This is a genomic window from Arthrobacter sp. SAFR-179 (assembly GCF_059414945.1).
In genome coordinates this window covers 69,056-89,270 of the sequence record NZ_JBPFDM010000016.1, presented here as the reverse complement: position 1 = coordinate 89,270, position 20,215 = coordinate 69,056, and the positions used below count along the sequence as shown (strand labels likewise).

Here is a 20,215-nt window from a genome sequence, read left to right as displayed (position 1 = left end):
CACTCCTCCGCGGACTGCCTCGGCCGCGGGCGGCCTCACCTTGACGTCCGCTTCCGGAGCACCGCAAGGCGCCTTGCCCAACAAAGCCGTCAGTCGTCGTCGTCCTGCTTTTCCCAGGCCTCGTTGCGCGCTTTGACCTTCTCCAGGGCATGTTCGGCTTCTGCCCGGGTCTTGTAGGGCCCGATTAGCTGGCTCCAATCAGACAGCCGGTCCTCTTCGATCTCGTGCGTCCTGACGTTGTACCAGTACTCAGCCATCGTTTGCTCCTCGTCCGGCGGCGGGGAAGCGGCGGCGTGACCCACGTAACGTTGATTCTTACGGAGGCCGTGCGCCGCTTCCGGTTGTTAGGCGTTCTGTGGTGCCTTATATGATCAATCTATGCCTTCCCTTGCCTCGACTGCACCCATCGGCACCCTCACCCCGGGCACCGTGAGTCCGCAGCGTCCCGTCCCGGCGTCCATCCCCCGTCCGGAGTACGTGGGCAAGCCCGCGCCTGCAAAATTCACCGGTTCCGAGGTCAAGTCCGCGGAGACCATCGAGAAGATCCGGATCGCCGGAAAGATCGCGGCACAGGCCATCGTTGAGGTGGGCAAGCACATCCAGCCGGGCGTCACCACCGACGAGCTGGACAGGGTGGGCCACGAGTTCCTGCTGGACCATCACGCCTACCCGTCCACGCTCGGCTACCGCGGATTCCCCAAATCGCTGTGCTCGTCATTGAACGAGGTCATCTGCCATGGCATCCCGGACAGCACCGTGGTCCGGGACGGCGACATCCTGAACATCGACATCACGGCCTTCATCAACGGCGTGCACGGGGACACCAACCACACCTTCCTGGTGGGGGACGTGGACGAGGAATCCCGGTTGCTGGTCGAACGCACCAGGGAATCGCTGAACCGGGCCATCAAGGCGGTGGCGCCGGGACGGGAAATCAACGTCATTGGACGTGCCATCCAGTCCTACGCCAAGCGGTTCGGGTACGGCGTGGTGCGTGACTTCACGGGCCACGGCGTTGGTGAAGCATTCCATACGGGGCTCATCATTCCGCACTATGATGCCGCTCCTGCCTACAACACGGTCATTGAGGCCGGGATGGTGTTCACCATCGAGCCGATGCTCACCCTCGGCACCGTGGAGTGGGACATGTGGAGCGACGACTGGACGGTTGTCACCCGGGACCACCGCCGCACCGCCCAGTTCGAACACACCCTGCTGGTCACCGAGACCGGCGCCGAGATCCTCACCCTCCCGTAGCCCGTCCCATGCCTGCACCGGGCATGCTCCCGGTGCAGACCGGACACCTGTTACTGGCCGCCGAAAGCGGCCCCTTTTCCTGCCCACCCCTGTCACGAACGGAATCCCATTGGCCAAGAAGGACGAAAAACCGCACAAGAACGCACCGCTGATCGGCATCGACATCGGTGGTACGGGGATCAAGGGCGGCATTGTCGACCTGAAGAAGGGCAAGCTGCTGGGTGACCGCTTCCGCGTGCCCACCCCCCAGCCTGCCACCCCTGAGGCCGTCGCCGAGGCCGTGGCCCTGGTGGTGGCCGAGCTTTCGGCACGCCCCGAGGCACCGGAAGCCGGCTCCCCCGTGGGCGTGACGTTCCCGGGGATCATCCAGCACGGCGTGGTCCACTCGGCCGCCAACGTGGACAAGACCTGGCTGGACACGGACATCGACGCCCTCCTCACCGCAAAACTGGGCCGCCCCGTGGAGGTCATCAACGACGCCGACGCCGCCGGCCTTGCCGAGGCCCGCTACGGTGCCGGCGCCGGCGTCTCCGGGACCGTCCTGGTCATCACCCTCGGCACTGGCATCGGTTCCGCCTTCATTTTCGACGGCAAGCTGGTCCCCAATGCTGAACTGGGCCACCTGGAGATTGACGGTTTCGATGCCGAGTCGAAGGCATCGGCGGTGGCACGGGAGCGGGACGGGCTGTCCTGGGACGAGTACAGCGTGCTGCTGCAGCGCTACTTCTCCCACGTGGAGTTCCTGTTCTCGCCGGAACTGTTCGTTGTGGGTGGCGGGATCTCCAAGCGGGCGGACGAGTACCTGCCCAACCTCAAGCTGCGCACCCCGATTGTCCCGGCCGTCCTGCGCAATGAGGCAGGGATTGTGGGCGCCGCGCTGGAAATCGCCCTGAAGCACAAGCTGGCCAAGTAGGCAGTGGTGCCGGTGGCGGCCGCGGCTTCCCCTCCGCTGCCGCCACCGGAGTCTAGAGGGGGCTCTTCTCGGAGCTCTTGGCGCTGGTGGCGGCGCCCTTGGCGTCTTCCTCGGCCTCGTGGCGGAGCAGGGCGATGGCGGTTTCAAAATCCTCAAGGGACTCGAACGCCTGGTACACGCTGGCAAAGCGGAGGTACGCCACCTTGTCGAGTTTCTGAAGCGGCCCCAGGATCACCAGGCCCACCTCGTGGGCATCGATTTCGGCGGCTCCCGAGGCCCGGATCTGTTCTTCAACTTCCTGGGCCAGCATGGCGAGGTCGTCCTCGCTCACCGGACGGCCCTGGCAGGCCTTGCGCACCCCGTTGATGACCTTGCTGCGGCTGAAGGGCTCACCCACGCCGGACCGCTTGATCACGGAGAGGCTGGTGGTTTCCACCGTAGTGAACCGGCGGCCGCATTCAGGGCACTGCCTGCGCCGGCGGATGGCTGAACCGTCATCCGCCATGCGGCTGTCCACCACGCGGGAATCGGGGTTCCGGCAGAACGGGCAGTACATGGCGTTCCCCCTTTTCGCTTGTGGTGTGCAACGTCGTTGGAAGCCATCAGCACCGCCGGGGGGCAATGCTGTGGCGCCTCCCAGTTTACGGGCACATCTGGGGTAATAACAATCCTGTAATTACTACATGTAGTGGTGCAACCTCAGCCGGGGAAGCGGACCGAGACGGCGTCACCGTGGGCCGGAAGGTCCTCGGCCCGGGACAGGCTCACGATGTGTCCGCTGACCGCTGCCAGGGCATCCCGGCTGTAATTGACCACCTGGATGGCGCGCAGGAAAGTAGTGACGTTCAGCCCTGACGAAAAAGCAGCCGTGCCGCTGGTGGGCAGCACGTGGTTGGAGCCGGCGCAGTAGTCGCCCAGGCTGACGGGGCTGTAGTCGCCAACGAAGATGGCGCCCGCATTCCGGATCCGCGAAGCCACCGCTGCGGCATCCCGGGTCATGATTTCCAGGTGCTCGGCCGCGTAGGCGTCGCAGGCAGCGATCCCCTGTTCCAGGCTGTCCACCAGCACGACGCCGGACTGCGGGCCGGAGAGCGCCTCCTTTACCCTGGCCGAGTGCTTGGTCGCGGCCGCCTGCAGTTCCAGTTCACCCCGGACCGCCGCAGCCAACTCTTCCGAATCCGTGATCAGGACCGACGCTGCCTTGGGGTCGTGCTCGGCCTGGCTGAGCAGGTCCGCGGCAACCAGCGCCGGCTGGGCGGAGTCGTCGGCAAGGATGGCAATCTCCGTGGTTCCCGCCTCGGAGTCGATTCCCACAACGCCCTTGACAAGCCGCTTGGCCGTGGCGACGAAGATGTTCCCGGGCCCGGTCACCACATCCACGGGCTCCAGGGCAGGCCCGGCAGGTGAGGCTTCGACGCCGTAGGCGAAGGCGGCGATGGCCTGGGCGCCGCCGATGGCATAGACCTCGGTGATGCCCAGCAGCGCTGCTGCCGCGAGGATGGTGGGGTGCGGCAGCCCGCCGAACTCCTTCTGCGGCGGCGAGGCCAGGGCAATGGACTCCACGCCTGCCGCCAGCGCGGGCACAACGTTCATGATCACCGATGAGGGGTAAACGGCAAGGCCGCCGGGAACATACAGCCCCACGCGGGCCACGGGCACCCAGTTCTGGCTGACCACCGCGCCGTCGCCCAGTTCGACGTCCACATTGCGGGGGCGCTGGGCGTCAGCGAATTTCCGCGCCCTGCTGATGGATTCCTCCAGGGCGGCCCGCACCGCCGGGTCCAACTGGTCCAGCGCTCCGTCGATCGCATCCCCGGGGACCAGCGGGTGGTCCTGCGCTACGCCGTCGAACCGTTCCGCCAGCTCGGCCAGGGCCGCGAAGCCGCGCTGCCGGACGGAGGAGATGATCTCCAGGACCTTTTCCTCCGCATCCGCCACTGTCTGGCCCTGGGCGCGGGGTACGGCGGCGCGCAGGGCGGCAAGCGTCAGGTTGCGGCCACGAAGGTCGACGGTACGGAAATCGACGGCGGCTGCAGCAGGGGCGGGAAACTCCGGGAAAGTGGTCACGGGACTATTTTACTGGGCTGTTCCCGCCTGCCCGGTCCGCCGCCTCCGGCTGCGGCTTCCTGCCCGCCGCTCCCACCAGTTCCAGCACGAAGACCGATACGGCCGTGGCGGCAGGCCACAGCAGCAGCACCGGCCAGGCCCGGAGGGAAAAGGCGATGCTGGGGTTGGCTGAGGCGTCGACAGCAGGACCAAACAGCCGGGCTGCCAGGATCCCTGTCCCCCAGGCCAGGACGCTGCCCGCCAGCGCCCCGGTAAGGCCCGTCAGCAGGGCTGCCTGCGGGTCCCGGCGCTTGCCGTCGGCCAGGAACACGGCCAGCAGGCAGCCGGCCAGCACCAGGATCCCGGCGAGGGTGAGGTCCCGCGGCAGCCACACCAGTGGAACAGTGCCTGATGCCAGGGCTGGATCCCGCGTCATCAGGTTCAATCCGCCCGGCGCCAGGAGCCACCAGAGGAGGCCTGCCGGAATCCCCGAAGCCGCCGGGACCAGCAGCAGTGACCAGGGCAGCCGCCGGGCAGGGCGGGCGGAAGTTGTCATGCAACACACCTTAACAAAGGTTCCTGGCTGGGCCTCCGGCCGGGGTGTTGCCGCTGCCTGTTTTCCGGCCGCGACCGCTGGCCAATACGCTTGGAGAAAGAGTTACACCACTTAGTGCAGGAGTTCCGGTGACCGACAACAGCGAGCCGTTCGAGCAGACGTTCAGGGAGATGTTCCGCCGCCACGCCGCGGGCGTGGCCATCATTACCGTGAACTACCAGGACGAGCCCTATGGCTTTACCGCCACCTCGGTGGCGTCGCTGTCCGCCAAGCCGCCCCGGTTCACGTTCAACATGGCACGCAGTTCCAGGTCCTGGCCGGCCGTGGCCAACACCCAGTACCTGGGTGTCCACATGCTGGGGCTGGAGAACCAGGAACTCGCTGCCCGCTTTGCCCGCCCGGGCAACCGCTTCGAAGGCAACCACTGGGAGATCGGGCCGCACGGGGTTCCCATCCTGAAGGACGTGGCGGGCTGGCTGATCGGCGAGATCCAGATGCGGCTCTCCTTCGAGAACAACGCGGTGGTGGTGGTCCAGGTGGTGGACGGCCAGGTGGGCGGCGAGGGATCGCCCCTGCTGTACCACGGCGGGGCGTACGGGCAGCCCGTGCCGCTGGACTACGAGATCTAGCCGCGGGTAGACCAGCCCGGCACAAAAGAAGCGGCCGACGGCGGGAGCTGCTTCCCGCCGTCGGCCGCTTCTTTGTCAGGCGTCCGGTCTTTCAGGCGTCCAGGCAGGCAGGGCCCAGCAGGACCTTCAGGTCGCCGAACAGCGACGGGCTGGGGTTCACGCGGAGGTGGACCGGCAGGCCCATGATCTCCGTGCGGGTATCGCCCTGCAGGTGCAGCCGCACTTCGGAATTGCCCCGGTGGGTGCGCAGCACGTCGCCCAGCTCAGTGACCACGGCCTCGGTGGCCTTGTGGGTGGGCATGGTGATTACCAGGGGTCCGTTCAGCCCTTCGCTGAGGTCCGGGACGGACAGCTCCATGCAGTTCAGGGTGATGGCGCCGTCGTCGCGCTTCTGCAGGCGGCCCTTGACCACCACGATCAGATCCTCGGCAAGGACGGAGGCGATCGGCCCGTAAACCTGCCCGAAGAACATGACCTCGATCGAACCGCCCAGGTCCTCTACCTCCGCCCGGGCATAAGCGTTGCCGCTGGCTTTGGCGATGCGCCGGCTCAGCGACGTGATCATCCCGGCGATGGTGATGATGGCGCCGTCCTGGGGGCCGTCCTCGCCCAGGATGGTGGTGATGCTCATCTCGGCATGCTGGGCCAGGAGGCCCTCCAGGCCCTGCAGCGGGTGGTCCGACACGTAGAGGCCCAGCATGTCCCGTTCGAAGGAAAGCTTGTCCTTCTTCTCCCACTCGGGAAGGTCCGGAATCTCGATGCTCAACGAAGAGGACTCTTCGCCGGCGTCCTCGAAGCCGGCGAAGAGGTCGAACTGGCCAATGGCCTCGTTGCGTTTGAGGGTGATGACGGAGTCGATGGCCTCTTCATGGATCATTGCCAGGGCGCGGCGGTGGTGGCCCAGCGAGTCGAACGCGCCGGACTTGATGAGGGATTCGATGGTCCGCTTGTTGCAGACCACGGCCGGGACCTTCATCAGGTAGTCCTTGAACGAGGTGAAGGCACCCTCGCTTTCGCGGGCAGCCACCATGGCCTCGACGGCGTTGACGCCCACGTTGCGGATGGCACCCATGCCGAAGCGGATGTCGTTCCCTACCGGGGTGAAGTTCAAGGCGGACTCATTGACGTCCGGCGGAAGCACCGTGATGCCCATGCGGCGGCACTCGTTGAGGTAGATGGCGGACTTGTCCTTGTCATCACCCACTGAGGTCAGCAGCGCCGCCATGTACTCCGGCGCGTAGTGCGCCTTGAGGTAGGCGGTCCAGTAGGAGATGACGCCGTACGCGGCCGAGTGGGCCTTGTTGAAGGCGTAGTCGGAGAAGGGCAGCAGGATGTCCCAGAGGGTCTTGACGGCCTCCATCGAGTAGCCGTTGTCCTGCATGCCCTGGGAGAAGCCCGCGAACTGCTTGTCCAGCTCGGACTTCTTCTTCTTGCCCATGGCGCGGCGGAGGATATCTGCCTGGCCCAGCGAGTAGCCGGCCAGCTTCTGCGCCACGGCCATGACCTGCTCCTGGTACACGATCAGGCCATAGGTTCCGCCGAGGATCTCCTTGAGGGGTTCCTCCAGTTCCGGATGGATCGGGATCACTTCCTGGATCCCGTTCTTGCGCAGCGCGTAGTCGGTGTGGGCGTTGGCGCCCATGGGGCCCGGACGGTACAGCGCCAGCACGGCGGAGATGTCTTCGAAGTTGTCAGGCTTCATGAGCTTCAGCAGCGAACGCATGGGTCCGCCGTCGAGCTGGAAGACACCCAGGGTGTCACCGCGGGCCAGGAGTTCGTAGGACGGTGCATCGTCCAGCTTAAGGTTTTCCAGGTCCAGGTCGATGCCGCGGTTCATCTTGATGTTCTCAAGGGCATCGGAAATGATCGTCAGGTTCCGCAGGCCCAGGAAGTCCATCTTGATCAGGCCAAGGCCCTCGGACGTTGGGTAATCGAACTGGGTGATCACCTGGCCGTCCTGGAACCGGCGCATGATGGGGATGACGTCGATGATGGGGTCCGAGGACATGATCACGCCGGCGGCGTGCACGCCCCACTGGCGCTTCAGGCCTTCGATGCCCAGGGCGGTCTCGAAGACCTTGGCAGCTTCGGGGTCGGTAGCGATCAGCTGCCGGAAGTCCCCTGCCTCGCCGTAGCGCTTGGCTTCCGGGTTCTGGATGTCCGCCAGCGGGATGTCCTTGGCCATCACGGCCGGCGGCAGGGCCTTGGTCAGCTGTTCGCCCATGCTGAAGGGGTAGCCGAGGACGCGGGAAGAATCCTTCAGGGCCTGCTTGGTCTTGATGGTGCCGTACGTGACGATCATGGCCACGCGCTCGTCGCCGTACTTCCGGGTCACATAGTCGATGACCTCGGAACGGCGCCGGTCATCGAAGTCGACGTCGAAGTCGGGCATGGATACGCGGTCCGGGTTGAGGAACCGTTCGAAGATCAGCCCGTGGCGGAGGGGGTCGAGGTCGGTGATGCGCATGGCGTAGGCCACCATGGAGCCTGCACCCGAGCCACGCCCAGGGCCCACGCGGATGCCGTTGTTCTTGGCCCAGTTGATGAAGTCGGCAACCACCAGGAAGTAGCCCGGGAAGCCCATGGAGGTGATGACGCCGAGCTCGTAGTCGGCCTGCTTGCGGACCTCGTCCGGGATGCCGGCCGGGTAACGGTACTTCAGGCCCTTGTCCACTTCCTTGACCAGCCAGGAGGTCTCGTCCTCACCGGGCGGGCAGGGGAACCGCGGCATGTAGTTGGCGTCCGTGTTGAAGGACACCTCGCAGCGCTCGGCGATGAGCAGGGTGTTGTCGCACGCCTCCGGGTGGTCGCGGAAGAGTTCGCGCATTTCCTGCGGCGATTTGAGGTAGTAGCCGCTGCCGGAGAACGCGAACCGCGATCCGCCGTTGTCGTATGTGGGTTCCAGCAGCGTGGAGCCGGACTGGATGGCCAGCAGGGCCTCGTGCGCCTTGGCGTCGTGCTCGTGGGTGTAGTGGAGGTCGTTGGTGGCAACCAGCGGCAGGTTCAGGTCCTTGGCAAGCCGCAGCAGGTCCCCGGTGACCCGCCGCTCAATGTCCAGCCCATGGTCCATCAGTTCGCAGAAGTAGTTTTCCGCGCCGAAGATGTCCCGGAATTCGGCCGCCGCTTCAAGGGCTTCGCGGTACTGGCCGAGCCGCAGCCGGGTCTGGACTTCCCCGGAGGGGCAGCCGGTGGTGGCAATGAGCCCTTCCGAGTAGGTGTTGAGCAGTTCACGGTCCAGCCGGGGCCACTTGCCGAACACCGAATCGAGGGACGCGATGGACGAGGCCCGGAAGAGGTTCCGCATGCCCACGTTGTTGTAGCTCAGGAGCGTCATATGGGTGTAGGAACCACCACCGGAGACATCGTCCTTGCGCTGGGATTCATCGCCCCAGCGGACGCGTTCCTTGTCCGTCCGAGCGGTGCCGGGAGTTATATACGCCTCGACGCCGATGATCGGCTTGATGCCCTTGTCCGTGGCTTTCCGCCAGAAATCGAAGGCACCGAACAGGTAGCCGTGGTCCGTCGTGGCGAGGGCAGGCATGCCCAGGCGCTCGGTTTCGTCGAACAGCTCCCCCAGGCGGGCCGCCCCATCCAGCATGGAATATTCGGTGTGGGTGTGCAGGTGGACAAACGAATCATTGCTGGAACTCACCGGACCATTCTAAGCTCTGCGGCTTTGCAGCCCCGCCAGCCGGTCCGTGTCAGGCCTGTCCGGATTCCAGTACGTCCAGGGCGTAGGCCAGGTCCTGGGGGTAGTCGCTGGTAACCGTGACACGCTCCCCCGTCACCGGGTGGTCGAAGGCCAGTTCGCGGGCGTGCAGCCACTGCCGGGTAAGCCCCAGGGTGGCAGCAAGGCGGGGGTCGGCGCCGTAGGTGAGGTCGCCGGCGCAGGGGTGGCGGAGGGCGGAGAAGTGGACGCGGATCTGGTGGGTACGGCCGGTCTCAAGGTGGACCTCCACCAGGCTGGCCTTGCCGAAGGCCTCCAGGACTTCGTAATGGGTCACGGAAGGGCGGCCGTCCTCGATGACGGCAAAACGCCAGTCGTGCCCGGGGTGCCGTCCGATGGGGGCGTCGATGGTCCCGGTCAGGGGATCGGGAAGGCCCTGCACCACCGCGTGGTAGACCTTGTCCACCGTGCGCTCCTTGAAGGCCCGTTTGAGGGCGGTGTAGGCCCGCTCGGACTTGGCCACGACCATCACGCCGGACGTGCCGACGTCGAGCCGGTGGACTATGCCTGCCCGCTCCGGGGCGCCTGAGGTGGAGATGCGGTAACCAGCGGCGGCCAGGCCGCCCACCACAGTGGGTCCCACCCAGCCGGGCGACGGGTGGGCTGCCACGCCCACAGGTTTGTCGACAACGACGAAATCGTCCTCGTCCAGCAGGATGTTCAGGCCTTCCACAATCTCCTCCACGACTTCCAGCGGGTCCCGCCGTTCCGGGACAGTGACGTCCAGGACGTCCCCGGCCACGAGTTTTGCCGACTTGCCCAATGCTTTGCCCCGGTTCAGGACGTGGCCTTCCGCCAGCAGGGATGCGGCCACGGAGCGGGACACCCCCAGAAGGCCGGCCAGCCCGGCGTCGGCGCGCGTCCCGCCGTACTCTTCGGCCACGATAATGCGCTCAGTCATGGGCGGGCTTTTCCTGGGGTGCGTTCCCCAGCCGCGTTCCGTCCAGGGCGATTCCTCGGATGGTCAGGATGCAGATGATGGCGACGGCGGACACGACCGCGGAGTCGGCAATGTTGAAGATGGCGAAATTGGGCAGCTGGATGAAGTCCACCACGTGGCCCATGCCGAAGGACGGCTCACGGAAGAGCCGGTCGGTGAGGTTGCCAAGGGCGCCGCCCAGCAGCAGGCCCAGGGCGAGGGACCACCAGGCCGAACCCAGCCTGCGCACCTGGAAAAGAATTGCGATGGCCACGGCGGCCATGATGATGGAGAACACCCACGTGACGTTCTCACCGATCGAGAACGCAGCACCGGAATTACGGATGAAGTACCAGTGCAGGAGGGGCGGCAGGACGGGGATCCGCTCCCCCTCCACCATGGTGGAAGTGACCCAGAGTTTGGTCAGCTGGTCCAGGACGTAGGCGAACACCGCGAACCCGGCGAACAGGGAGAGCAGCACCGCCCGGCGCGGGCGCGGTGAGGGTGGGACAGGGCGTGCCGCATCCGCAGCAAGTTCGTCAGTCATGGTGCTTTCAATTCGTGGAGCTGGTGTCAATGCCAAAAGCCGGTGGCCGAGGAATCCTCAGCCACCGGCTTTCAGAATACGTGCTGCCAGGCTTAGTTGGCTTCGCTGACTTCCGGGGTAGCCACGGAGCCACGGGCATCCAGGTCGCGGAGCTGGCCTTCGATGTAGGCCTTCAGGCGTGAACGGTAGTCGCGTTCGAAGCCGCGGAGCTGTTCCACCTTGCGTTCCAGGACGGAGCGCTGCTGCTCCAGGGCACCGAGGATCTTGCGGGACTTCTCCTGGGCGTCGTTGACGAGGCTGCTGGCTTCGATCTGCGCTTCGGCGATGATCTTGTCCTTCTGCGCCTGGCCGTCGGCGACGTGGCGGTCGTGCATCTGCTGGGCCATGGCCAGCAGGCCGGCGGCGGATTCAGCGGAAGGAGTGGCGACAGCTGCGGGCGCGGCCGGTGCGGCGGCAGCCGGGGCAGCCGGCTGGACGTCCTTCTTCTTGTTGGCCTCGGCAGCCTTGGCCTCGGCCTCAGCCTTCTCGCGGGCCTCGTCCTTGTCGGCCTTGACCGGCGCGGGGACCTTCTCCACCACGGGAGCGGCAGCTGAGCTTGCCGGAACGCTCGAACCCGCTTCGGCGAGCTTCTTGCGGAGCTCGTCGTTTTCCTGGTTCAGGCGGCGGAGTTCAACGACGATTTCGTCCAGGAAGTCATCAACCTCGTCCTGGTCATAGCCCTCGCGGAACTTGGTGGGCTGAAAGCGCTTGTTGACAACGTCTTCTGGCGTCAAAGCCATCTGGTCACCTCACTGGTCTGGTTAGTCAGTAGGCCTTCCGGCCGTCAAAACTACGGTACCTAAATTTGGTCTGCTTACTCTAATTCAACACTGCGGTGTCAAACGCGAGGTTTCTTCGCTTTACACTAGCCGTTCCGCGGGGGAACACACTGCATTGCCGGTCCGGTGCGTGGATCAGGCAAGTCCCCTGGTGACATTCATCGCGATGCTGACGCCGATGAACAGGATCAGGAAACCCAGGTCCAGGGAAATGCCGCCAAGCCGGAGCGGCGGAATCATGCGCCGCAGGCCCTTGAGGGGCGGATCGGTGATGGAGTACACGGCGTGCGCCACAACCAGGGCCGCGCCCCGTGGCCGCCATTCCCTTGCGAACATCTGTACCCAGTCGAACACCAGGCGGATGATGAGGGCGACGAAGAACAGCAGCAGGGCGAGATAGAGAAGTCCGAAAACAATTCCCATGACTTATTTCATATCTCCATATTCGTGCGGCGCTGCCATAGCGGAGGCCGCTGTTGTCCTGCTGTTGTCTTGTCTATTTCAGCACAGATGCCAGACAGGTGTCCCTGCCTGGCATCCGGATGCGGCTTTTGGTGCTCAGCTTTGGTTGAAGAAACTGGCCTGCGTGTCGCTGGCCTTCTTGTCGTCACCGATCACTTCGACGTAGGACGGGGAGAGCAGGAACACCTTGTTGGTCACCCGCTCGATGCTTCCCCGGAGGCCGAACACAAGGCCGGCGGAGAAATCCACCAGCCGCTTGGCATCGGATTCGCCCATGTCCGTGACGTTCATGATCACCGGAATGCCATCCCGGAAACTCTCACCGATGAGCTTGGCATCGTTGTAGGAACGCGGGTGGATGGTGGTGATCTGGCGAAGTCCGGTGTTCTCTTCGCGGCTCGACGCCGCGCGTTTAATGGGGGTCACAGGGGCGCGGTATTCCTCTTCAGGGGCGTAGGACGCCTCGCGGCTGACTTCGCGGACCGGCGCCGGAGCGCGGCGTTCCTCGCGGTCAACTTCCATCGGTTCGTCCTCATCCTTACGTGTGGTCTGTTGCTCGGACTCGTAATGCTCATCGCCGTCGGCGAGCCCAAGATAGATCATTGTCTTGCGCAGAGCGCCGGCCATGGTCGACTCCTAATCGTGTCCCGTAAGCGGGCCGCCCAATGATTTGACAGCACTGGAGTCCCCCGCCCATCACTTCCAATAGGACCGACGCTACCCCACCGCGGGACGGGAACCGAGAATATCCGAACCGATTCGCAGGTGTGTCGCTCCGAACTTGATGGCGGCCTCAAGGTCCTGGCTCATGCCTGCCGAGATGCCTGTCGCCGCGGGGTAGGCCGCCGCCAGCCGGGCGGAAATCCCGGCGAGCTGTTCGAACGCCGGCTCCGGTGGCGCACCCAGGGGCGCCACTGCCATCACGCCGGCCAGGTTCAGGCCCTCCGCCGCGGCAATCCGCTCTGCCAGGAGCGGCACATCGGCGGGGTCTGCACCGCCGCGGTGCGTGCCGCCGTCGCCCTCAAGGCTGACCTGGATAAAGCAGTCCAGCGCCGCCCTCCCGCTGGCCTCCATCTCATGGGCAACCGCCTTGGCCAGTGCGTCCACGAGCTGCGGCCGGTCCACGGAATGGACCGCGGAGGCGTACCTTGCCACGGATTTGGCCTTCTTGGTTTGCAGCTGGCCTACGAAATGCCAGGCCAGGGGTAGATCTGCCAGCTCGAGGGCCTTGGCGGCGGCCTCCTGGTCCCGATTCTCGCCCACATCCGTAACTCCAAGGGCGGCCAGGCGCCGGATATCGTCCGCCGGGTGGAACTTGGTGACCACGATCAGGGTCGGAAGACGGTCCCCGCGCCCCGCGTCCCCGGCGGCCGCTGCGATCCGCTTCCGCACGGCGGCAAGCCGTTCGGAAAGTTCCGCGCGCCGGAAATCATCTGTCCGGCCCTGCCCTGTGCTTGCCGGCTCAGTCATGGCACCAGATCAGTCCGGCAAAACGGCCGGTATTCCGGTCGCGGCGGTACGAGTAGAGGGTGTCCGTCTCGAGGGTGCAGCTACCCGTGTATTCCACCTCCACGCCGGCCGTTTCAAGCTGGCTCCGTGCACCGGCGGGAAGGTCCAGTGCGGGCGTTCCCCATGAAGTGGTACTGCGGGTGGCAGGGACCAAAGCGGCCACCTCATCCTGCAGTGCCGGAGGAACTTCATAGCAGGACCCGCAGATCGATGGGCCCATCCAGGCGTGGATCCGGGAGGCACCAAGGGACAACATGTTCTCCACGGCGGCCGGGATGATACCGTTCGCGATGCCGGGACGGCCTGCATGCACTGCGGCAAGCACTGGCCCGCCCGGGGTCTCCCCCGCGAGCAGCACCGGAATGCAGTCCGCCACCATGACGGCCAGGGGAAGTCCGCGGGACACCATGGCGTCGGCCTCAGGTGAAGGCACTTCCGCACCCACTACTGCCACGGTCGTCCCGTGGACCTGGTTCATGAAGCGGAGCGATTGCGGACGCACACCCATATACTCCTCCAGCCGGGCACGGCGCTGCCGGACCTCGCCTGGATCATCCCCTACATGCAGGGCAAGATTTCCCGCATCCACATCAGTGAACGCGGCCGACACCCCGGGCAGGATGTCGGCGCGCCAATGGAACAAACCGCTGCCTACTTCAGGAAGTCGGGGACATCCAGGTCATCCGGGTGGGTGCCGGTCAGGTCCGGCTCCACGACGGAGGGAAGGTCGACGTCGAAGCCTGAGTCGGCGGGGACGGCCGACGGGCGCTGCTGTCCCCAGTTGCTGAGGCCCGCGGCACCGACGCCGGCATGGATCGGCTGGACGTTCTGCTGGTGGTTGCCGTTGCCCTGGTGGTTTCCGTTCTGCGGGTGGGCAGAGGCGGGGGCGGCAGCGGGGGCAGCGGGCCGCTGCGGGGCGGCCTGCGGCTGGGACTGGTCCATGGAGGGCGAGGTGGCCTTGACGTCGTCGAACCCGGCCGCGATGACCGTGACACGCGCTTCATCACCCAGGGCATCGTCGATGACGGCACCGAAGATGATGTTCGCCTCGGGGTGGGCCACTTCCTGGACCAGCCGCGCCGCCTCGTTGATCTCGAACAGGCCCAGGTCCGAGCCGCCCTGGATGGACAGCAGCACGCCGTGGGCGCCGTCGATGGATGCTTCCAGCAACGGCGATGCGATGGCCAGTTCGGCCGCCTTGACGGCGCGGTCTTCACCCCGGGCGGAACCGATGCCCATCAGGGCCGAGCCGGCGCCCTGCATGACGGACTTGACGTCCGCGAAGTCAAGGTTGATCAGGCCGGGCGTGGTGATGAGGTCGGTGATGCCCTGGACACCGGACAGCAGGACCTGGTCCGCGGAGCGGAAGGCGTCAAGAACGGACACGTTGCGGTCGCTGATGGACAGCAAACGGTCGTTGGGGATGACGATCAGGGTGTCCACCTCGTCACGCAGGGCGTCAATGCCCGCCTCTGCGGAACCGGCACGCCGGCGGCCCTCGAACGTGAACGGACGGGTGACCACGCCGATGGTCAGGGCGCCGAGCGAGCGGGCAATGCGGGCGACGACGGGCGCGCCGCCGGTGCCGGTGCCGCCGCCTTCGCCGGCGGTGACGAAGACCATGTCGGCGCCGCGCAGGACTTCCTCGATCTCGTCGGCATGGTCCTCGGCGGCCTGCTTGCCCACCTCCGGGTTGGCGCCGGCGCCCAGGCCCCGGGTCAGCTCCCGTCCGACGTCGAGCTTCACGTCGGCGTCACTCATGAGCAGGGCCTGGGCGTCGGTGTTGATGGCGATGAACTCAACACCCCTGAGGCCGACCTCGATCATGCGGTTGACTGCGTTCACGCCACCGCCGCCGATGCCGACGACTTTGATGACGGCCAAGTAATTCTGCGGAGCTGCCACGTTACGTGTCCCTTGTTCGTGTCTTATTGCGAAAACTGATGGAGAGCTTGAAGGCTGAAACCTTAACCTTCGAGTTGAAGGTTATAGTTATGTCAAGTAACTCTTGTCTGTGACGGTATTTCCTCTGGTTCCGACATTCAATAACCGGGTCCGCGTGTCGGATTAATACCGGAAAAGAAAGCGCTCAGCGCGTCACCGGGTGCCGTGGAACGCTGACATCGTAGACCCTGACCGGGTTCTTGGGATCGGCCGGAGCCTTGAGGAGCGCGGCCAGGACCTTGGCCTTGAGTTCCTTCTCGGAGGCGTTGCCCCACACGATGGTTTGGCCGTCCACCAGCTTGAGTTCCACGGCGTCCACGGACTGCGCGGACGCGTTGGACAGCTTTGCCAGCACGTCGGCCGGCAGCGCCCCGAGGACTGCGGCGGTGGCACGGAAGAGATCCTGGCCGATCGCGCCGGCACCGCCGTCGATGACCGGCAGCGAGGCCGACGCCGGATCATCAGTGGTCGCCAGCTGGATGCCGTCGACGTCCACCAGCTGGTACTGCTCCCCCTGCTTGACCAGCGCCACCGGCACACGCTCATGCACCGCGACGGCGAGGGTGGACGGCGGCCGGGCCTCCACGGAAACGGACTTGACCTGGATCAGGGAGCCCAGGAGCCCGCGGACGTCGTCGTCGCTGATCTGCGGCAATGGCTTGCCGCGCAGGGGCTCCAACGCAGCCTGAACCTGGGCCGGCGTGACAAGCCGCGTGCCGGTCACCGAAATGGTCTGCATGGCAAGCATTGGGGAGTAGACGGCGGCCGCCAGCAACCCGGCCACCAGGACCAGCACAGTTCCCACGGCGAGCAGGACTTTCTTCCTGCGGCGCCGGCCTTTGGGTTCCGGGAACGCCAGGACCGTTGCCCCGGCGGCCTTGGGCTCCTTCAGCTGCTGCGGGGACGCCTGGTCAGGGATGCTGCGGGATGCCGTGATCACGTCATTGCCCGCGCCTCCGGGCATGCCGGACGATTGTGCCCCTGCGTCCGTGCCGTTCCCGGACGGGGCGTCAGGGCGCTTGGTCCGCTTAGCCGGGGCATAGGTGGGGCGGCGGGAGCTAGGCACGCAGTGCCTCCACGATTTTGGGACCGTAGGCTGTGACGTCACCGGCGCCCACCGTGAGGACAACGTCCCCGTCCGCGGCTGCTTCGGCCAGGGTGCCAACTGCGTCGTCGGCGGAGACGAGCCGTCCGCCTTCCTTCAGGTGGTCGGCGATGAGCTGGCTCGTGACGCCCGGGATCGGGTCCTCCCTGGCGGGGTAGATGTCCAGGACCAGGGCGGTGTCGGCCAGGTTGAGGGCATCCGCGAACTGCGCAGCGAATTCGCGGGTACGGGAAAACAGGTGCGGCTGGAACAGGACATGGACCTTGTGGCCGCCTGCCACCGACCGGGCAGCGGTGAGGGCGGCGCGGACTTCCGTGGGGTGGTGGGCGTAGTCGTCGAACACGCGCACCCCCCTTGCCCCGCCTTTCAGTTCAAAGCGGCGGGAGGCGCCGGAGAAATGGGCCAGCCCGGCGGCAGCGGCAGCCGCGTCCACACCGAGCTCGAGGGCCACGGCAAAGGCGGCCGCCGCGTTAAGGGCGTTGTGCCGTCCGGGCACCTGCAGCGACAAAGGGAACCGGGCGCCATCTGCCGATATGGCAACCTGTCCCCTGCCGTCGTCGTCAAGCCTGATGTCCGCCGCGTCACTGGTGCCGTACAGGACCACCCGCGTGTTGCCCCGCGCCCTGGTCCGTTCCGCCAAAGCCAGCGCGCCGGCGTCGTCACCGCAGGCCACCAGGAGGCCGTCCGCGGGCAGCAGTGCAGTGAAGCGGTCGAAGGACTCGTAGACGGCTTCAGCGGTGCCGTAGTAGTCGAGGTGGTCAGGCTCCACATTGGTGACGACGGCGATGCGGGGCCGGTAATTCAGGAAGGACCCGTCGGATTCGTCAGCCTCCGCAACGAAGACGCCGGACGTCCCATGCGCGGCGTTCACGCCCAGCGCGGGAATGTTGGCGCCGACGGCAAAGGACGGATCCAGGCCCGCCGCGCGGAGCAGCACGGTAACCATCGATGTGGTGGTGGATTTGCCGTGCGTTCCGGCAACCGTCACCACCGTGTCCCCGCCCATGGTGGCTGCCAGGGCCTGGGACCGGTGCAGCACAGGCAGCCCAGCCGCGCGTGCCGCCGCCAGTTCGGGGTTGTCCTCCCGGATGGCTGAGCCTGCAACCACAGTCTGCGCGTCCGCCAGGTTGCCCGCGGAGTAGCCGACGGCAATGCGTGCCCCCGCCGCGGCAAGGTCCGTCATAACGGGCAGGTCCTTGGCGTCGGATCCGCTGACCGGGACTCCGCGGGCCACCATAATGCGGGCCACGGCGGACATGCCTACTCCCCCGATGCCGACGAAGTGCACCTTTCCAAGGGATTCCAGGCTGGGAGTGTTGTCGGGGCTCATGCAGATACCGCTTCCAGGACAAGACCAGCCATGCGCTGGTCGGCATTTCGGATTCCGAGCCGGTAGGACTTGGCTTCCATGGCGGCAAGCCGTGCCTTGTCGGTGATCAGGGGAATCAATTCGCGGTCAACCCATTCCGCCGTGAAGTCGCGGTCAGCCACCAGCAGCGCTCCGCCTGCGGCCACCAGGCCGGCTGCGTTCAGTGCCTGTTCCCCGTTGCCGATGGGCAGTGGCACCAGGACCGCCGGGACGCCGACGGCGGCCACCTCGCACACCGTGGCCGCGCCCGACCGTGCCAGAAGCAGGTCCGCAGCGGCATAGGCAAGCTCCATGCCGTCGATGTACTCCACCTGCCGGTAGCCCTTTGCCGCGAGGGGCTGGCCGGCCTGGTCCAGGACTGTCTTGCCGCGGCCGGTGATGTGGAGGGTCTGGATACCGGCATCGGCAAGGCGGCCGGCAGCGGCGGCGATGGTCCGGTTGATGCTCTGGGCGCCGGAGGAACCGCCGGTGACGATCAGGGTTGGCTGGTGGGGATCGAGCCCAAGGGCCTCCCGCGCGGCGCTGCGTGCGGTCTTCCGGTCCAGGCCGGAAATTTCCTTCCTCATGGGCATTCCCACATGAACGGCATTGCGCAGCGGGGTTCCGTCGAAGGCCACGGCAACCCTGCCGTTGAGGAAGGCCCCCACCCGGTTGGCCAGCCCGGGACGGGCGTTGGCTTCATGGATGACCATGGGGATGCGGCGCTTGCGTGCCGCCAGGTACATGGGTGTGCAAACGTATCCGCCCACTCCCACCAGTACATCGGCCCGGGCCTGGTCCAGGATGGCACCGGCCTGCCGGACCGCCCCGGCCAGCCTGGCAGGCAGGCGCAGCAGGTCCGCAGACGGCTTGCGCGGCAGGGGCACCCGGTCAATCGTGGCCAACTGGACGCCGGCGGCGGGAACCAGCCGGGTTTCCATCCCCGAGGGCGTTCCAACCGCCAGGATGGATGCGTCGGGGGCTTCGCTCCTCAGGGCAGCGGCGATGGCGAGCATTGGGCTGATGTGGCCCGCTGTTCCGCCGCCGGCCAGGACGATGGAGGGTTGTGTCGGAGTCATCTGGAGTTAGGCACGCTTTCTGGATGTCTTTGGTTTGTTCTTGTCCCGCCCCGGCCGGGCCTTGAACTTCAGCATCCGCTTGGGCCGAATAGCCGGGGCCATCTGCTCCCGCGCCAACGAGAGGACCACCCCCACGGCGCACAGCGACATCAGCAGGGCCGAACCGCCGTAGGAAATGAACGGCAGCGGCACGCCGATGACCGGCATCAAACCCGTGACAACGGACATGTTCACGGTGGCCTGGCCCAGGAGCCAGACCATGATGCTGCCGGCCAGGACCCGGTGGAACATGTCCTCCTGCGCCACCACCACGCGGTAGATGGCAGCGCCCAGGATGGCGAACAGGATCAGGACGACGACGGTTCCCACCAGGCCGAGTTCCTCGCCAATGATGGCGAAGATAAAGTCGTTGTGGGCTTCGGGGATCCAGCTGTACTTTTGCCGGCTCTGCCCCAGGCCCACGCCCAGCCAACCGCCGGAGGCAAGGCCGTACATTCCATTGGTGGCCTGGTAGTTGGCGTCGATACCGTCTGCGCAGGACTGGCCGGTCCACCACGAGGTGATGCGGCACATGCGGTTGGAGCTGGTGACGGCCATGACGGCGGTGCCGGCAGCGGCGATGATGCCGGCGATGCCGAAGAGGTAGAGCGGAACACCCGCGAAGAACAGCGCCGCTGCGACGATCATCATGATGATCATGGCCGTTCCGAGGTCGTTGCCCACCAGGATCAGCACGATGACGATGGCCGCCATGGGCACTGCGGGGACCAGCACGTGCTGCCACCGACTGAGCAGTTTGCCCTTCCGGGCGAGCACCGTGGCCAGCCACAGGGCGAGGGCCAGCTTGGCGGCTTCGGAAGGCTGGAAGGTGATGCCGCCGAGGTCGATCCAGTTCTTGTTGCCGTTGACTTCGTCGCCAACCACCTGCACCAGGCCCAGGAGCAGCACGGCGGCACCGACGGCGGGCCATGCGAGCCGCTTCAGCCACACCACATTGATCCGCGAGAGCACGAACATGGTGAAGATCCCGATTGCGGCGAAGACACCCTGCTTCAAGGCATCACCATAGGGGGACTTTCCGGCAGCGATGGATTCAACGCTGGAGGCGGAGAGGACCATCATGATCCCGATGGCCGTCAATGCGAGTGTGGCACCGAGGATGAGGTAGTACGTGGAGCCGTTCCGGGACGTGCCTGTTCCCTCCAGCGCGGACCAGAACCGGCGGTAGATGGTCCGCAGCTTTAGGCCCGCCGAAGCAGGCTGCCGGGTGGCCGTGGAGCCGGGGCGGGGCTTGCCACCCTGGCTTTTGACACCCTGGGGCTTGCCACCCTTGGGCCGGGTGGGCGTGCTGACCAT

Annotated in this window: 20 protein-coding genes; 3 read left to right on the top strand and 17 right to left on the bottom strand. The window is 66.1% G+C overall.

Going from position 1 to position 20,215, the window contains the following annotated elements:
• Positions 1–89 precede the first annotated feature (89 nt).
• A complete protein-coding gene (locus ACR65K_RS19905) occupies positions 90–257 on the bottom strand; it encodes an SPOR domain-containing protein (protein ID WP_156386138.1) in 168 nt (55 codons plus the stop codon).
• A 121-nt stretch (positions 258–378) separates the two neighbouring features.
• On the opposite strand from ACR65K_RS19905, the gene map reads away from it, so the two are divergent.
• Together map and ppgK are read left to right on the top strand one after the other, a co-directional pair.
• On the top strand, positions 379–1,257 hold the full coding sequence (gene map / locus ACR65K_RS19900; RefSeq protein ID WP_056331652.1) for a type I methionyl aminopeptidase: 879 nt from the start codon (positions 379–381) through the stop codon (positions 1,255–1,257).
• A 109-nt stretch (positions 1,258–1,366) separates the two neighbouring features.
• A complete protein-coding gene (ppgK, locus tag ACR65K_RS19895) occupies positions 1,367–2,170 on the top strand; it encodes a polyphosphate--glucose phosphotransferase (RefSeq protein WP_440154650.1) in 804 nt (267 codons plus the stop codon).
• A 52-nt stretch (positions 2,171–2,222) separates the two neighbouring features.
• Here the strand turns inward: ppgK and nrdR are convergent, their stop codons facing one another.
• The 3 genes from nrdR to ACR65K_RS19880 form a co-directional block, all read right to left on the bottom strand.
• Entirely contained in the window at positions 2,223–2,726 is a 504-nt protein-coding gene (gene nrdR / locus ACR65K_RS19890) for a transcriptional regulator NrdR (RefSeq protein WP_056331656.1), read from the bottom strand.
• A 143-nt stretch (positions 2,727–2,869) separates the two neighbouring features.
• Positions 2,870–4,237, bottom strand: coding sequence for a histidinol dehydrogenase (gene hisD / locus ACR65K_RS19885; RefSeq protein WP_440154649.1), 1,368 nt, complete (start codon positions 4,235–4,237; stop codon positions 2,870–2,872).
• A gap of 4 nt (positions 4,238–4,241) precedes the next feature.
• A complete protein-coding gene (locus ACR65K_RS19880; RefSeq protein WP_440154648.1) occupies positions 4,242–4,772 on the bottom strand; it encodes a hypothetical protein in 531 nt (176 codons plus the stop codon).
• A gap of 128 nt (positions 4,773–4,900) precedes the next feature.
• Between ACR65K_RS19880 and ACR65K_RS19875 the strand changes: the two genes are divergently transcribed.
• The gene (locus ACR65K_RS19875; RefSeq protein ID WP_056331660.1) at positions 4,901–5,401 is read left to right on the top strand and encodes a flavin reductase family protein; all 501 of its coding nucleotides are present in this window, start codon (positions 4,901–4,903) and stop codon (positions 5,399–5,401) included.
• Positions 5,402–5,492: 91 nt separating this feature from the next.
• On the opposite strand, the gene dnaE is transcribed toward ACR65K_RS19875, so the two are convergent.
• The 13 genes from dnaE to ftsW all read right to left on the bottom strand — a co-directional run bounded on the left by dnaE (position 5,493) and on the right by ftsW (position 20,215).
• Positions 5,493–9,053, bottom strand: a complete 3,561-nt coding sequence (gene dnaE / locus ACR65K_RS19870; protein ID WP_440154647.1) for a DNA polymerase III subunit alpha — start codon at positions 9,051–9,053, stop codon at positions 5,493–5,495.
• Positions 9,054–9,102: 49 nt separating this feature from the next.
• Positions 9,103–10,029 carry an RluA family pseudouridine synthase gene (locus tag ACR65K_RS19865; RefSeq protein WP_440154646.1) on the bottom strand — a complete coding sequence of 309 codons (927 nt, stop codon included), beginning with the start codon at positions 10,027–10,029 and terminating at the stop codon, positions 9,103–9,105.
• Positions 10,022–10,594, bottom strand: a complete 573-nt coding sequence (lspA, locus tag ACR65K_RS19860; RefSeq protein WP_056331666.1) for a signal peptidase II — start codon at positions 10,592–10,594, stop codon at positions 10,022–10,024. Before lspA ends, ACR65K_RS19865 begins: the two co-directional genes overlap by 8 nt.
• Before the next feature lie 92 nt (positions 10,595–10,686).
• The gene (locus ACR65K_RS19855; RefSeq protein ID WP_056331667.1) at positions 10,687–11,373 is read right to left on the bottom strand and encodes a DivIVA domain-containing protein; all 687 of its coding nucleotides are present in this window, start codon (positions 11,371–11,373) and stop codon (positions 10,687–10,689) included.
• Positions 11,374–11,547: 174 nt separating this feature from the next.
• Positions 11,548–11,835: a YggT family protein gene (locus ACR65K_RS19850; protein WP_056331668.1), complete on the bottom strand. Its 288-nt coding sequence runs from the start codon at positions 11,833–11,835 to the stop codon at positions 11,548–11,550.
• Between the two features lie 135 nt (positions 11,836–11,970).
• Positions 11,971–12,501: a cell division protein SepF gene (locus ACR65K_RS19845; RefSeq protein WP_056331670.1), complete on the bottom strand. Its 531-nt coding sequence runs from the start codon at positions 12,499–12,501 to the stop codon at positions 11,971–11,973.
• Positions 12,502–12,591: 90 nt separating this feature from the next.
• Positions 12,592–13,344 (bottom strand): YggS family pyridoxal phosphate-dependent enzyme, encoded by a 753-nt coding sequence (locus ACR65K_RS19840; protein ID WP_440154645.1) that lies wholly within the window; start codon positions 13,342–13,344, stop codon positions 12,592–12,594.
• On the bottom strand, positions 13,337–14,026 hold the full coding sequence (locus tag ACR65K_RS19835; protein ID WP_440154644.1) for a purine nucleoside phosphorylase YfiH/LACC1 family protein: 690 nt from the start codon (positions 14,024–14,026) through the stop codon (positions 13,337–13,339). The genes ACR65K_RS19840 and ACR65K_RS19835 overlap by 8 nt, the downstream gene beginning before the upstream one ends.
• Positions 14,027–14,034: 8 nt before the next feature.
• The gene (gene ftsZ / locus ACR65K_RS19830; RefSeq protein WP_056331677.1) at positions 14,035–15,288 is read right to left on the bottom strand and encodes a cell division protein FtsZ; all 1,254 of its coding nucleotides are present in this window, start codon (positions 15,286–15,288) and stop codon (positions 14,035–14,037) included.
• Positions 15,289–15,472: 184 nt separating this feature from the next.
• Positions 15,473–16,393 carry a cell division protein FtsQ/DivIB gene (locus tag ACR65K_RS19825; RefSeq protein WP_440154643.1) on the bottom strand — a complete coding sequence of 307 codons (921 nt, stop codon included), beginning with the start codon at positions 16,391–16,393 and terminating at the stop codon, positions 15,473–15,475.
• On the bottom strand, positions 16,386–17,762 hold the full coding sequence (gene murC, locus ACR65K_RS19820) for a UDP-N-acetylmuramate--L-alanine ligase (protein WP_056331681.1): 1,377 nt from the start codon (positions 17,760–17,762) through the stop codon (positions 16,386–16,388). Before murC ends, ACR65K_RS19825 begins: the two co-directional genes overlap by 8 nt.
• The gene (gene murG / locus ACR65K_RS19815; protein WP_440154642.1) at positions 17,759–18,859 is read right to left on the bottom strand and encodes an undecaprenyldiphospho-muramoylpentapeptide beta-N-acetylglucosaminyltransferase; all 1,101 of its coding nucleotides are present in this window, start codon (positions 18,857–18,859) and stop codon (positions 17,759–17,761) included. The genes murC and murG overlap by 4 nt, the downstream gene beginning before the upstream one ends.
• A gap of 6 nt (positions 18,860–18,865) precedes the next feature.
• The gene (gene ftsW / locus ACR65K_RS19810; RefSeq protein WP_056331684.1) at positions 18,866–20,215 is read right to left on the bottom strand and encodes a putative lipid II flippase FtsW; all 1,350 of its coding nucleotides are present in this window, start codon (positions 20,213–20,215) and stop codon (positions 18,866–18,868) included.

What these genes read in the sequence shown, in the direction of transcription:
- nrdR (WP_056331656.1), bottom strand. Translation starts at nt 2,726, where the DNA reads ATGTACTGCCCGTTCTGCCGGAACCCCGATTCCCGCGTGGTGGACAGC.
- ACR65K_RS19855 (WP_056331667.1), bottom strand. Translation starts at nt 11,373, where the DNA reads ATGGCTTTGACGCCAGAAGACGTTGTCAACAAGCGCTTTCAGCCCACC.
- murG (WP_440154642.1), bottom strand. Translation starts at nt 18,859, where the DNA reads ATGACTCCGACACAACCCTCCATCGTCCTGGCCGGCGGCGGAACAGCG.
- ftsW (WP_056331684.1), bottom strand. Translation starts at nt 20,215, where the DNA reads ATGGTCAGCACGCCCACCCGGCCCAAGGGTGGCAAGCCCCAGGGTGTC.
- lspA (WP_056331666.1), bottom strand. Translation starts at nt 10,594, where the DNA reads ATGACTGACGAACTTGCTGCGGATGCGGCACGCCCTGTCCCACCCTCA.
- ACR65K_RS19880 (WP_440154648.1), bottom strand. Translation starts at nt 4,772, where the DNA reads ATGACAACTTCCGCCCGCCCTGCCCGGCGGCTGCCCTGGTCACTGCTG.
- map (WP_056331652.1), top strand. Translation starts at nt 379, where the DNA reads ATGCCTTCCCTTGCCTCGACTGCACCCATCGGCACCCTCACCCCGGGC.
- ACR65K_RS19850 (WP_056331668.1), bottom strand. Translation starts at nt 11,835, where the DNA reads ATGGGAATTGTTTTCGGACTTCTCTATCTCGCCCTGCTGCTGTTCTTC.
- ACR65K_RS19865 (WP_440154646.1), bottom strand. Translation starts at nt 10,029, where the DNA reads ATGACTGAGCGCATTATCGTGGCCGAAGAGTACGGCGGGACGCGCGCC.
- ACR65K_RS19840 (WP_440154645.1), bottom strand. Translation starts at nt 13,344, where the DNA reads ATGACTGAGCCGGCAAGCACAGGGCAGGGCCGGACAGATGATTTCCGG.
- ACR65K_RS19845 (WP_056331670.1), bottom strand. Translation starts at nt 12,501, where the DNA reads ATGGCCGGCGCTCTGCGCAAGACAATGATCTATCTTGGGCTCGCCGAC.
- ACR65K_RS19905 (WP_156386138.1), bottom strand. Translation starts at nt 257, where the DNA reads ATGGCTGAGTACTGGTACAACGTCAGGACGCACGAGATCGAAGAGGAC.
- murC (WP_056331681.1), bottom strand. Translation starts at nt 17,762, where the DNA reads ATGAGCCCCGACAACACTCCCAGCCTGGAATCCCTTGGAAAGGTGCAC.